This is a genomic window from Proteus sp. Marseille-Q3619 (assembly GCF_965283115.1).
The window spans coordinates 419,845-432,511 of the sequence record NZ_CBDIMP010000001.1 but is presented as its reverse complement, the minus strand read 5'-3'; the positions used below and the strand labels follow the sequence as shown (position 1 = coordinate 432,511).

The 12,667-nt window shown below is 37.9% G+C and carries 11 protein-coding genes and 1 tRNA gene; 6 read left to right on the top strand and 6 right to left on the bottom strand.

All coding sequences use genetic code 11. From position 1 onward, the window contains the following. Positions 1-30: 30 nt before the first annotated feature. Positions 31-1,026, bottom strand: a complete 996-nt coding sequence (gapA, locus tag ACWPWK_RS01980; RefSeq protein WP_109372088.1) for a glyceraldehyde-3-phosphate dehydrogenase — start codon at positions 1,024-1,026, stop codon at positions 31-33. A 343-nt stretch (positions 1,027-1,369) separates the two neighbouring features. Between gapA and msrB the strand changes: the two genes are divergently transcribed. Together msrB and ACWPWK_RS01970 are read left to right on the top strand one after the other, a co-directional pair. After that, the gene (msrB, locus tag ACWPWK_RS01975; protein ID WP_109372090.1) at positions 1,370-1,807 is read left to right on the top strand and encodes a peptide-methionine (R)-S-oxide reductase MsrB; all 438 of its coding nucleotides are present in this window, start codon (positions 1,370-1,372) and stop codon (positions 1,805-1,807) included. Positions 1,808-1,888: 81 nt separating this feature from the next. Continuing rightward, positions 1,889-2,170, top strand: a complete 282-nt coding sequence (locus ACWPWK_RS01970; RefSeq protein ID WP_036912841.1) for a YeaC family protein — start codon at positions 1,889-1,891, stop codon at positions 2,168-2,170. Positions 2,171-2,276: 106 nt separating this feature from the next. Here ACWPWK_RS01970 and pncA read toward each other — a convergent pair whose 3' ends face one another. The 3 genes from pncA to sppA form a co-directional block, all read right to left on the bottom strand. Next, a complete protein-coding gene (gene pncA / locus ACWPWK_RS01965) occupies positions 2,277-2,921 on the bottom strand; it encodes a bifunctional nicotinamidase/pyrazinamidase (protein WP_109372092.1) in 645 nt (214 codons plus the stop codon). A gap of 22 nt (positions 2,922-2,943) precedes the next feature. Then, the gene (gene ansA / locus ACWPWK_RS01960) at positions 2,944-3,966 is read right to left on the bottom strand and encodes an asparaginase (protein ID WP_109372094.1); all 1,023 of its coding nucleotides are present in this window, start codon (positions 3,964-3,966) and stop codon (positions 2,944-2,946) included. Between the two features lie 244 nt (positions 3,967-4,210). Then, on the bottom strand, positions 4,211-6,067 hold the full coding sequence (sppA, locus tag ACWPWK_RS01955) for a signal peptide peptidase SppA (RefSeq protein ID WP_109372096.1): 1,857 nt from the start codon (positions 6,065-6,067) through the stop codon (positions 4,211-4,213). A 545-nt stretch (positions 6,068-6,612) separates the two neighbouring features. On the opposite strand from sppA, the gene ACWPWK_RS01950 reads away from it, so the two are divergent. From ACWPWK_RS01950 to ACWPWK_RS01940, 3 genes are read left to right on the top strand one after another with little or no spacing between them, the layout of a single operon-like run. Continuing rightward, positions 6,613-7,164, top strand: a complete 552-nt coding sequence (locus ACWPWK_RS01950; RefSeq protein ID WP_088495359.1) for an NAD(P)H nitroreductase — start codon at positions 6,613-6,615, stop codon at positions 7,162-7,164. 15 nt (positions 7,165-7,179) lie between these two features. After that, entirely contained in the window at positions 7,180-8,223 is a 1,044-nt protein-coding gene (gene selD, locus ACWPWK_RS01945; protein ID WP_109372098.1) for a selenide, water dikinase SelD, read from the top strand. A gap of 4 nt (positions 8,224-8,227) precedes the next feature. Beyond that, positions 8,228-10,189 carry a DNA topoisomerase III gene (locus ACWPWK_RS01940; RefSeq protein WP_109372100.1) on the top strand — a complete coding sequence of 654 codons (1,962 nt, stop codon included), beginning with the start codon at positions 8,228-8,230 and terminating at the stop codon, positions 10,187-10,189. 68 nt (positions 10,190-10,257) lie between these two features. On the opposite strand, the gene xthA is transcribed toward ACWPWK_RS01940, so the two are convergent. After that, the gene (gene xthA / locus ACWPWK_RS01935; protein WP_109372102.1) at positions 10,258-11,064 is read right to left on the bottom strand and encodes an exodeoxyribonuclease III; all 807 of its coding nucleotides are present in this window, start codon (positions 11,062-11,064) and stop codon (positions 10,258-10,260) included. Between the two features lie 448 nt (positions 11,065-11,512). Between xthA and ACWPWK_RS01930 the strand changes: the two genes are divergently transcribed. Beyond that, positions 11,513-12,376 carry a helix-turn-helix domain-containing protein gene (locus ACWPWK_RS01930; protein ID WP_109372104.1) on the top strand — a complete coding sequence of 288 codons (864 nt, stop codon included), beginning with the start codon at positions 11,513-11,515 and terminating at the stop codon, positions 12,374-12,376. A 32-nt stretch (positions 12,377-12,408) separates the two neighbouring features. Here ACWPWK_RS01930 and ACWPWK_RS01925 read toward each other — a convergent pair. After that, positions 12,409-12,493: transfer RNA gene (locus ACWPWK_RS01925), tRNA-Tyr, on the bottom strand. Positions 12,494-12,667 lie beyond the last annotated feature (174 nt).

Below are 12,667 nucleotides of genomic sequence, written 5' to 3'. Positions count from 1 at the left end.
TAAAAGAAATCGTGACTTTCTAAACTCTAATTATTTAGAGATATGAGAAATCAGATCCAGAACTTTGTTTGAATAACCAACTTCGTTATCGTACCAAGCAACTAATTTAACAAAGTTGTCGTTCAGTGCGATACCTGCTTTAGCATCAAATACTGAAGTCAGAACTTCACCGTTGAAGTCAGTTGAAACAACTGCATCTTCAGTGTAGCCCAGAACGCCTTTCAGTTCGCCTTCAGCTGCTGCTTTGATAGCGTCACAAATTTGAGCATAAGTTGCTGGTTTTTCCAGACGTGCAGTCAGGTCAACAACAGAAACGTTAGGAGTAGGAACACGGAAAGACATACCAGTCAGTTTGCCGTTCAGTTCAGGAATAACTTTACCTACAGCTTTAGCAGCACCAGTTGATGATGGGATGATGTTTTGAGAAGCACCACGACCACCACGCCAGTCTTTTGCAGATGGACCATCAACAGTACGTTGAGTTGCAGTTGTTGCGTGAACAGTAGTCATCAGACCTTCAACGATACCGAAGTTATCATTGATAACTTTAGCTAAAGGCGCTAAGCAGTTAGTCGTACAAGATGCGTTAGAAACGATATCTTGGCCTGCGTATGATTTATGGTTTACGCCCATTACGAACATTGGTGTGTTGTCTTTTGAAGGACCAGTCAGAACAACTTTTTTCGCACCAGCTTGGATGTGTTTACGAGCGGTTTCATCAGTTAAGAACAGACCAGTTGCTTCTGCAACAACGTCAGCACCGACTTCGTTCCATTTCAGATTTGCTGGATCTCTTTCTGAAGTTACGCGGATGGTTTTACCATTAACAACGAGGTGGCCATCTTTTACTTCAACAGTACCGTTGAAACGGCCATGAGTTGAATCGTATTTCAGCATGTATGCCATGTAGTCTGCGTCTAACAGATCGTTAATACCTACGATTTCGATATCTGAACGTTCTTGAGCAGCACGGAAAACGATGCGGCCGATACGACCAAAACCATTAATACCTACTTTGATAGTCATATGTATTCCACCAGCTTTAATTTAGTGAATTAAAAAGTTGCTTCTAAAGTTACCAAAACCGCGCCAATCGTCAAGCGGAATCGTGTCAATAATTGCAAAAAATCAATTAAAAAAACACTTTTCGCTTAAAGATTGGTCGTTTTAGCTAAATGTTACGCTGTGTATTATCGGGATCAACGCCGATAAATGAAGTTACCTTTGCTCCGTTATGTGAAATTCATCACATTTCAAAAACTAAAGATTACTCTTGATGATTTTAGACCATATTTTCCAGATTTGTTGTTAAATCTTTGTTATTATTCACTGTTGTTTTAAAAAGCATTTTTCTGGGCAAGAGGTCGATATGGCAGATAATGAAAAGAAAGTGAATATTTCAAGTAATAACAATCACCTTGATTTATCAACACTCAACGAAATGCAACGTTATGTGACGCAACAGCAAGGCACAGAACCGCCATTTAGTGGTAAATTATTACACAACCGTCAAACAGGGATTTATCACTGTTTATGTTGTTCTGCTCCTTTGTTTTATTCAGATACAAAATTTGATGCAGGATGTGGTTGGCCAAGCTTTTATCAACCTGTTAGTGATAATGCGATTCGCTATATTGATGATTTTTCTCATAATATGAAAAGAACTGAAATACGTTGCCAGCAATGTGATGCACATTTAGGGCATGTTTTTAATGATGGCCCAGCCCCAACAGGGGAGCGTTATTGTGTTAATTCAGCATCTCTTTCATTTACAAATAGTGAAACAGGCGAAAAACAAGCCGGTTAATCTTGTTAAATTAACAAAATAATAACAACTGAAAAAACGATTCAGCCATTTCAAGTGATTATTTAGCTTATGGAGCAATCAATGGAAGTTAATGAACTTATTTCGATGGTAACCCCTGAAATTTATCAGCGTATTTCAACCGCAGTTGAACTAGGTAAATGGCCTGATGGTGTTGCATTGACCGATGAGCAAAAAGAACATTGCATGCAGATTGTTTTATTATGGCAGGCGAAAAATAACCACACACCTGAGCATATGACAGTAGGCACTAATGGACAAATTACCATGAAGAGCAAACAAGAATTAAAAGCTCAGTTTCAATCTGAACGTTTAGCGACGTTAACGCCAATGGATGATGATTAAAACCTGTGTTGAATGGATAGAATAAATATAAAAAGGGGCTATTTATTAACCGAACAGGTTAAAATAGCCTCTTTTTCATTTTATAAAGATAAGGAAAATAACGAACCTATTGATTGTTACGATTAAGCCAATGTGCTGAATCAATTAACGCTGCGCCTTTTGCTCTCATTTCTTCTAATGCTTTTTCGCTATCGTCATCTTGAATATTGACACCGCGACAACCGTCTGTAATGACTGAAACCTGATATCCTAATAATAATGCATCTAGCACTGTGAATTTGACACAGTAATCCGTAGCAATTCCTAAAATATAAAGATGTTTTATATTTAATGTCTGCAAAAGTGTATGCAAACCTGTTTGGTATTCATGGTCGTTATCAAAAAAAGCACTATAACTATCAATAAGGTGATTTTGCCCTTTGTAAATAATATGATTAATCAGTGCTTGGTTTAATTCAGGATGAAATGCAGCGCCATAAGAATTTTGTACACAATGTACTGGCCACCAAACTTGTGGTAATCCATTAAGAGTACCGACCTCTCCCACAACTGTGCCTGAATTTTCAGCAAAGCTAAGATGATCGGCTGGATGCCAGTCTAAACTGGCGATAATAGGATTTTTAGATTGCTTGAAACTATGAATAAGTTGATTGGCTGTTTGTATAACTATGTCGCTTTCATTAACAGCTAATGCACCACCTGTACAAAAATCATTTTGTATATCAACCAATAACAGTGCAGAATTTTTCACCACTTTTACCTTTAGATTAAACTTAGTCGTTATCGTCTAATGTCATTTCACCGCGTAGGTTTTGCTGCATTAGTCGGCAGATTTCAGTGTAATTATATTGTTGGCTAAGGAGATAATGCAGTTTAGTTAATGTTGCTTCAAATGTCATATCAAAGCCACTGATCACTCCAACTTCCGCTAATGCTTGACCTGTTGCATAGCCTTCCATATTCACTCGACCAGAAATACATTGTGTAAGGTTGATAACAACAATACCACGCTCTGTTGCTTCACGTAGGGTAGAAAGTAAAGCAGGGTGTGAGGGTGCATTACCGACACCATAAGAGCGCAATATTAAGGCTTTCACAGGTTGCATCAGGATGTTTTTAACAACTTCATCGGAAAGGCCCGGATAAATTGTGACAACACCGATAGGTTGAGGCGTAATATTATGTGCAGTAAATTCACCATTTCCTTTAGGAAAGGAATTAATTTTAAATTGTTTAATATTAATGCCCGCTTCTAACAGTGGTGCGCTATTCGGCGACGCAAAGGCATTAAAGCCGTCGGCATGTGCTTTTACGGTGCGGTTTCCGCGATACAGGGTGTTATTAAAAAATAGAGCTACTTCATTAATTGGATGATGAGCAGCGAGATAAAGTGCATTTAATAGGTTTGTTTGTCCATCAGACCGTAAGGCTTCTAAAGGAATTTGAGAGCCAGTAACAATAATAGGCTTGCTAAGATTCTCAAACATAAAAGAGAGTGCAGAAGCAGTAAATGCCATGGTATCAGTACCATGAAGAATAACGAATCCATCATAGTTGTGATAATTTTCACTAATATCATCAGCGATGGATTGCCAATCTTCAGGGGTAATGTTTGAAGAGTCGATCAGTGGAAGGTGCTCTTTGATTGTGAAATCAGGCATTTCTTCGCGATGGAACTCTGGCATTTTGGCTAATTGACGTTGCAAATGCCCTGATACAGGAATATAGCCGTGTTCAGAATGTTGCATACCAATAGTACCACCCGTGTATACAACGTAGATCGATTTCTTTTGCATCAGACAAAACACTCTTATTAGGCTGTGAGAAATACCTGATTATAGGGAGTTTACAGAATAAAAAAAGGAAAGGATGCTAAAAAAAGAAAATAGAGATTAATGAATATCTGCTTTAAATCATTGTGTTAAAAATACTATTGATAAAAACGGGCAAAAAATATTCGTCAGTACATTATGCCAAATAAAGCCAGAAAAAAAGAGAAAAACACCTGCTCTGAAAGAGCAGGTGTTGAGACAAAAACGGCTATTGAATCTCACCACAAGATAAGCAATACGCATAACGGTTAAGCGGATCATTCATATTGCGATAAAACTCTGTTTGTGATTTTACTTCTCTTAAAACAGGGGCTGGTAAATAAGCTTGTAATGGATCAGGGATAATAGCTTTTGCATTATTTGATAAGCTCATGATTATTTGTTCAGAGAGACTTAATTCTGGCTTCATCCAATCAATAACAGGCTCTTTAATTTTTGCCATTTTAGCAACGGCATCAATGGCATCATCAAAATCACCAAACTCATCGACTAAACCCACATTTTTTGCATCTATTCCTACCCACACTCGACCTTGAGCAATACGATCAATTTGAGCTGGCGTTTTTTTACGAGATTCAGCCACTAAATTAAGAAATGTTTTATAACCACTTTCGATATTCAGTTGTAACAACTCGGCAAATTCTTCAGGCAACTTATTGGTGACAGATAATCCTGCTAAAGGTGATGTGGTGACACCATCGGTATAAACACCAATAGACTCTAGGCTGTTTTCAAAGGTATTAATAACACCGAAAATACCAATAGAGCCCGTTAATGTTGAAGGACTAGCAATAATCTTATTTGCAGGTGTGGAGATCCAATATCCTCCTGATGCTGCTAATCCTCCCATTGAAACAACCACATGTTTTTTCTGTTGTTTAAAGGCTTCAACTTCACTGCGAATTTGTTCTGATGCTGAAACGCTACCACCTGGGCTATTTACACGTAATACAAGTGCTCGAATATTAGGATCTAAACGGGCTTGGCGAATTTGATTTGCAATGGTGGAACCGCCTGCGGAGCCCGGAATGCTTTCACCATCAATAATGGCACCTTGAACAACGACTACGGCAATATTACCTTCATCATTTGCAGGTAATGATGAAGTTAATGTATCGGCATAATCATAAATACTGATATTGTTAAATTGCTTGTTCTCTTTATCCCACTGAAAGGTTTCTGTCATATCAGCTTCAAATTGAGAGTATGAGCTGACAGAATCCACTAATTTACGATTTAGCGCATAAGTTGCGTTATCCCCATCTGCATTGCGTAGCTGTGCAATCATCTCTTTTGCACCTGGGAAAACATCTTCTGTGGTAATGCTACGGTTTTCTGCCACTTGGGTTAAATAAGTAGACCACAGCGCATTAACTAAACGTAATGAAGCTTCTCGAGATTCCGCAGACATACCATTGCGCATTAACGGTTCAACCGCAGATTTATACGTTCCTACGCGGAAAATATGAGTACTTACTTTTAAATTTTCTAACAGTGTTTTGTAATAGAGATTTTGAAAGCCAAAACCATAAACACCCACTGCACCTTGAGGTGTGAGATAAATTTTATCTGCATAAGAAGCGAGATAATATTGCGGCTGACTGTAATAGCCACTCACTGCAAAAATCGGTTTGCCTGTTTTTTTAAATTCAGTAAGTGCCTTACCAATATAATTTAGCGAAGGCTGATCTGCGCCGGCAAATTCATCAAGTTTAAGCACCATACCTTTAATTTTCGGATCTTGAGAGGCTAGGCGTAGCGTATCGACGACTTCAAATAATGAATTTTCTTGGAGCTGGCTACCCGAAACGCCTAAAAGCTCACGCCCAACTTCCCCTAAAGGATTTTGGGTTGCAGTTTGGTCAACAATCACACCTTTAAGATCAACAAGAAGTGCGCCTTCATAATCCATTGGTTTTTGTGCTTCTTTGCTAATTAAGAAAATACCAATGACTACAAAGAGAAGGAAAAAGAAAATAACGTTTAAGATTAATTTTCTGATAAAGTTAATGGCTTGCCAACTGAATTTTAATATTGCGCCGATTAACTCCATAATTTTATTCATATTATCTCCACATCATGTAAAGCTAAAATTTAATCCTAAACAGTCATGCTAGAATTATTGGTAAGCAGGCTACATCTACATAATCTCATACTATTAAAACAAAAAATGTTGTTATCAATAGAGAGAATAGTAATAACAATAAAGGAATATTCTAATATAGCTCTTATTGAATGTCTGTCATTGATTTTTAGGAAACCACTAATGATAACTTTTTGCTTAAGATGTTATTAAGCAGACATTTATCTTACGTAAAAATAGTTAAATAAATTCACACAAAAAGGCATCAAAGTAATATAGAAAATCGTCAAATTAAAAAGAAAAATAGGATCAAAATCAGCTTAAATTAACTTAGTAAGCTAAGATTAATCATTTTATGAACAATAAATTACGATTAAATGACCACACACCTGATTTTTAGAAAAATTCCCGCCTAAATCTGCGGATGGTGGTAATATAACAGTTTGTTATACTGCGAATTGATAAGAACTGTCCATCCCCATAAGAATGGGATCTTGCTAAAATAAAATGCTGACAGGAGAATAAAAATGGATGCATTAACACTGCTTTTGAACCGCCGTTCAGCTTCCCGACTGACTACTCCAGCCCCCGATAATGAAGCCCTCAATACTATTTTACAAGCCGGTATGCGCGCGCCTGATCATGGTGCACTTAAGCCGTGGCATTTCGTTGTGATGCAAAATGAAGGCATTGAACGTTTTAGCCAATTACTACATAAAGCCGCGGTTGTGGGTAATTTAGGGCCAGAAGTTGAAGAAAAAGCAAAAAATGCACCTTTTCGTGCCCCATTGATCATCACGGTCATTGCGAAAGTGAAAGATCATCCTAAAGTTCCTGAATGGGAGCAAGTTGTTGCAGCCGGTTGTAGCGTACAAGCAATGCAAATGGCCGCTGTTGCTCAAGGATTTGGGGGGATTTGGCGTTCAGGCTCTTGGACTCATGATGCAGTTGTAAGAGAAGGACTTGGCTGTGGTGAACACGACCAGATTATTGGTTTCCTTTATTTAGGTACGCCAGCCCTGAAAGCGCCAATGACGGTTTCTCCTGCTGACTTAACTGATTTTGTGACTTATTTTTAAAAAGGATGGCATGTTATGTCTGAAGCAATTCGTTTAACACAATACAGTCATGGTGCAGGTTGTGGTTGTAAGATCTCGCCAAAAGTTTTAGAAACCATTTTACATAGCGAACAAGCTAAGTTTCATGATCCTCACTTACTTGTAGGTAATGAAACCAAAGATGATGCTGCTGTTTATGATTTAGGAAATGGTACAGGTATTATCAGTACTACTGATTTCTTTATGCCAATCGTTGATAATCCTTATGATTTTGGGCGTATCGCTGCAACGAATGCAATCAGTGATATTTTTGCAATGGGCGGAAAACCTATTATGGCAATCGCTATTTTAGGCTGGCCTATTAGTAAACTGGCACCTGAAATTGCACGTGAAGTGATTGAAGGTGGTCGAGCCGCTTGCCAAGAAGCAGGCATTTCACTGGCTGGTGGTCACTCAATTGATGCGCCAGAACCTATTTTTGGCCTTGCCGTAACAGGTGTCGTGCCTGTGAGCAAAGTGAAGAAAAACAGTGAAGCTAAAGCAGGATGTCAGCTCTTTTTAACTAAACCTTTGGGTATTGGTGTATTAACAACGGCTGAGAAAAAAGGTCTGCTAAAACCAGAACACCAAGGGTTAGCGACAGAAATTATGTGTCGTATGAATAAAGCCGGTTCTGATTTTTCTGATATCGAAGGCGTCACTGCAATGACGGACGTGACAGGATTCGGTTTATTAGGGCATTTAAGCGAAATTTGTGATGGTTCTGGTGTACAAGCCACCATTCACTTTTCACAAGTACCAAGATTGCCAGAAGTAGAGTCTTATATTGAACAAGGCTGTGTTCCTGGTGGTACAGGCCGTAACTTTGAAAGTTATGGTCATTTAATTGGTGAGATCACTGAAATGCAACGTAAATTACTCTGTGATCCGCAAACATCAGGTGGCTTATTATTAGCTGTATTACCTGAAGCTGTGGAACAGGTTAAAGAGGTCGCTGCTCGTTTTGATATTGAACTAACCTCTATCGGTGAGTTAACTGAGCCAGTGGCAGGAAAAGCGTTGATTGAAGTGACTAACTAACGTAATGAGATTATTTATTGCAGAAAAACCCAGCCTTGCTCGCGCTATTGCTGATGTATTGCCAAAGCCCCATAAACGGGGCGATGGCTTTATTCTTTGTGGTGATAACCAGTATGTGACGTGGTGTGTTGGTCACTTACTTGAACAAGCTGAGCCGGATGCATACGACCCGCGGTACGCCCGCTGGTCGTTAGATGATTTGCCCATTATTCCTGAAAAATGGCAACTTAAGCCCCGAGCTGATGTTAAAAAACAGTTAGAAACCATCAAAACACTACTTAAGCAGGCAAAAGAAGTGATCCACGCGGGTGACCCCGATCGTGAAGGTCAGCTCTTAGTAGATGAAGTACTTAACTATTTAAACATCAGTGAAGAGCAACGAAAACAGGCGCGTCGTTGCTTAATTAATGACTTAAACCCAGCGGCAGTGACGCGAGCTATTGATAAGCTACGTTATAACCATGAGTTTGTACCATTGTGCGTATCTGCTTTAGCGCGAGCAAGAGCAGATTGGCTTTATGGTATTAACATGACTCGAGCGTATACGCTATTAGGTCAGCGTAATGGTTATCAAGGTGTATTGTCAGTAGGGCGAGTACAAACGCCAGTATTAGGCTTAGTGGTTCGGCGTGATGAAGAAATTGAAAACTTCGTTCCTAAAGATTTTTTTGAAGTTAAAGCACATGTTGTAACACCTGCCGATGAACGCTTTACCGCGATTTGGCAACCAAGTGAACATTGTGAACCTTGGCAAGATGAAGAAGGGCGATTATTAAATCGTAAACTTGCAGAGCATGTTGTTGATAGAATTCAAGGCAAGCCAGCGAATGTTACGGATTACCAAGATAAACAAGAGTCTGAAATTGCCCCATTACCCTTTTCGCTTTCAGCGTTACAAATTGAAGCGGCAAAACGCTTTGGTTTAAGCGCGCAACAAGTCTTAGATACATGCCAGCGTCTGTATGAAACGCATAAATTAATTACTTATCCGCGTTCTGATAGCCGTTATCTTCCTGATGAACATTTTGCTGGCCGCCATGCTGTTATTAATGCGATCAGCACACATGACGCAAGCTTATTACCGCAAGATACTCTAGATATTGATAAAAAGAATCGTTGTTGGGATGATAAAAAAGTGGATGCTCACCATGCGATTATCCCAACAGCAAAAACGGGCAATATCTCATTAAGTGAAAATGAGAAAAATATTTATTATCTCGTGGCTCGCCAATATCTAATGCAATTTATGCCTGATGCTGTTTATCGTAAATGCGTTATTGAACTTGATATTGAGAATGGCAAGTTTATCGCTAAAGCGCGTTTTTTAGCGCAAGCAGGATGGCGAGTTTTATTAGGTGCGAAAGAGCAAGATGCTGAAAATGACGGCTCTGCATTACCAATAGTGGCTAAGGGTGATGAACTGCTGTGTGAAAAGGGAGAGATTGTTGAAAAGCAAACGCAGCCTCCAAGACCTTTTACTGATGCAACATTACTTTCAGCTATGACTGGAATTGCGCGCTTTGTTCAAGATAAAGAACTTAAGAAAATCCTAAGAGCAACGGATGGATTAGGCACTGAGGCGACAAGAGCGGGAATTATTGAGCTGTTATTTAAGCGTGGTTTTTTGCAAAAGAAAGGGCGAGCCATTAATTCAACCCCAGCGGGTAGAGCATTAATTCATGTATTGCCAGATATGGCAACTTTACCGGATATGACTGCACATTGGGAATCGATACTTACGCAAATTAGTGAGAAGCAATTTAAATATCAAGATTTTATGATGCCATTAAATAACACCTTGATAGAGTTGATTACTCAAGCGAAACGTCGTCCAAATATTCAAGCTTTCAGAAATCTTCCCGCACCCGCGCATAATAAAAAGCGCAAGACAGCAACTAAAGGAAGTAACAAAGCAAGCCCCGCGAAAAATAAAGTGCAGAGTAAAGAAACAACTACTGATAATTAAGTACAAATAAAAAAGCACTTCCTTTATTATTTAGGGAAGTGCTTTTACTGAATTAAGATTTTATCTGATTAGATTTTAAATTCAGCCCAAACTGGTGCGTGATCAGAGGGTTTTTCCATTCGACGGATCTCATAATCAATTCCTGTTGAAATACAATTATCCGCTAAGCAGCGACTTGCTAGAAGTAAGTCAATGCGTAAGCCTCGGTTATCATCAAACCCTTTTGAACGATAGTCAAACCACGAGAATTTATCATCAGCTTCAGGATGTTGTTGGCGGAATGTATCTGTTAATCCCCAACCCATTAAGGTTGCCAGCCATTCACGCTCTTCTGGTAGGAAAGAACATTTACCTGTTTTTAACCAACGTTTCATATTATTTTCGCCAATGCCAATATCTTTATCTGTTGGGCTAATATTTAAATCACCCATAATAAGTACTGGAGAGGTTGGTTTTAAGCTGGTGGTTAGGTAATTTTGCAGGTCAGCATAGAATTTTTCTTTTGCTGGAAATTTAGTTTCATGATCACGGCTTTCGCCTTGAGGGAAATAACCGTTCATAACTGTTAATAAACCCGCTGGTGTTTCGATATCTGCCATGATCATTCGACGTTGAGCATCATCGTCATCGCCAGGAAAGCCTTTACGTACTGCGACAGGTTTTTCTTTTGTGAGTAAGGCAACTCCATAATGCCCTTTTTGACCATGATAGAAAACATGATAACCCAAGGCACCCACCGTATCTAATGGAAACATATCATCATGAACTTTCGTTTCTTGAAGCCCAATAACATCTGGCTGATGTTTTTCTATGATAGCTTCAAGTTGGTGAGGACGAGCGCGTAAACCATTAATATTGAAAGAGACAAATTTCATGTGACTGTAACCATTTATATATTGAATAATAGGATGTCTTATACTAGCAGGATCATAAAATGAATGTAAGCAAATCACTGAAATGATGGCACAGCTTATCAAGAGAAAGATAAAATGAGATAAAAAATAAAGGCCATTAAATAAAGCGCGCTAATTTAATAAAAATAATTAATTGCATAACAAAAAATATTAATTAAACAAACTAGAAACATAAACTAATCTTTGATAGAAGAATATAAGTATTATTATTCTTTATATGTGAAGAATGATGACATAATAAAAATAATATTGTAGTTATAAATTGTATTCATTAAAAGGAGGTAAAAGAATATTTATATAAGACTACTTTTATATAAAATTAATTTTTAAATTAATTAATCACTATTTTATTTACATTAAATGAATCAATGAAATTATTTTATTCTACACAGCAAAGGAATGGTGAATTATGTTTTTTTCTCGTAAGTTAGAAGCCTTTATGGCCGTAGTCGAAAATGGCTCGTTAAGTAAAGCGGCGCGGGTGATGAATCGCACGACGCCTCCCGTCGCTAAATCTATCAAAGACTTTGAAGCCGTGTTAGGAAAGCGTTTATTTAAGCGAGAGAAGTTTGGCATGAGTTTAACCCAAGAGGGTCTTGAGCTTTATAATGATTTGAAATCGCTCTATCTTCAGGAAAAAGAGATAACTAAAAAACATATCTCGGGGATTATAAATAATAGCATTCATGTTTATTATGATTGGGGAAAAAGTCAGTATTTGACTCAGTTTTATCAAGCAGCAAATAAAAATTATTCCCATATAAATATAATGCGATTTTCAAGAGAAAACTTTGAAGAAATACCCGACTATGATGGTAATACATTAATATTAAGTTCTGATAAAATTATTAGTGAAAAATTTAGTCTTCTTCATAAAATAGAAAATAAACACTTGGGTATTTGTTGTCAAAAAACACTCGTGAATAATGTGAATAATAATATTGATAGGCTTTTAAGTGAAAATATTTGGTTATGTGATCCGGCATTATACAAAACAGCTAAGATAAAAAAACTAGAGAGTGAAATTGGGAATAGAGGAAAGGCAGTGTGTGTCAGAATAATGGATGATCTTAATTGCTGTTTACGTTTTATTCAAACGCATCATTCTCTTTTATTAACAGATGAAAACCCATTGAAAAGTGAGTATGAAGCAGATTTATGCTTTATACCATTAACTCAGCCTGAAATTCAGTATAGCTGTTATATCTATAAATCTAAGTATCATTCAAGTGTATTGAATCGATTTTTGGATTTAATTGATAAAATGGAATAAAAAGAATTTTTTGGGGTAAAGCTAAGAGGAGATGGTGGTGGGAGAAGGATTCGAACCTTCGAAGTCTGTGACGGCAGATTTACAGTCTGCTCCCTTTGGCCGCTTGGGTATCCCACCAACATTAAATTGTTTTGCTGTCCGTGACAGCGGGCGCAATAATACCAAATACCTGAGATCTGTAAAGCGCTATTTTACTAAAAATAGACTGACTGCTGTAAAATTGTGCGCATCGTTCAAGCTTTATGCGCTATCGTATTGATTTTAAGCAATATCATCTCTATTAATAAGAGA

Excerpts from the sequence above, each read along its gene's own strand:
- gapA (WP_109372088.1), bottom strand. The coding sequence starts at position 1,026 with ATGACTATCAAAGTAGGTATTAATGGTTTTGGTCGTATCGGCCGCATC.
- msrB (WP_109372090.1), top strand. The coding sequence starts at position 1,370 with ATGGCAGATAATGAAAAGAAAGTGAATATTTCAAGTAATAACAATCAC.
- ACWPWK_RS01970 (WP_036912841.1), top strand. The coding sequence starts at position 1,889 with ATGGAAGTTAATGAACTTATTTCGATGGTAACCCCTGAAATTTATCAG.
- ansA (WP_109372094.1), bottom strand. The coding sequence starts at position 3,966 with ATGCAAAAGAAATCGATCTACGTTGTATACACGGGTGGTACTATTGGT.
- sppA (WP_109372096.1), bottom strand. The coding sequence starts at position 6,067 with ATGAATAAAATTATGGAGTTAATCGGCGCAATATTAAAATTCAGTTGG.
- ACWPWK_RS01950 (WP_088495359.1), top strand. The coding sequence starts at position 6,613 with ATGGATGCATTAACACTGCTTTTGAACCGCCGTTCAGCTTCCCGACTG.
- selD (WP_109372098.1), top strand. The coding sequence starts at position 7,180 with ATGTCTGAAGCAATTCGTTTAACACAATACAGTCATGGTGCAGGTTGT.
- ACWPWK_RS01940 (WP_109372100.1), top strand. The coding sequence starts at position 8,228 with ATGAGATTATTTATTGCAGAAAAACCCAGCCTTGCTCGCGCTATTGCT.
- xthA (WP_109372102.1), bottom strand. The coding sequence starts at position 11,064 with ATGAAATTTGTCTCTTTCAATATTAATGGTTTACGCGCTCGTCCTCAC.
- ACWPWK_RS01930 (WP_109372104.1), top strand. The coding sequence starts at position 11,513 with ATGTTTTTTTCTCGTAAGTTAGAAGCCTTTATGGCCGTAGTCGAAAAT.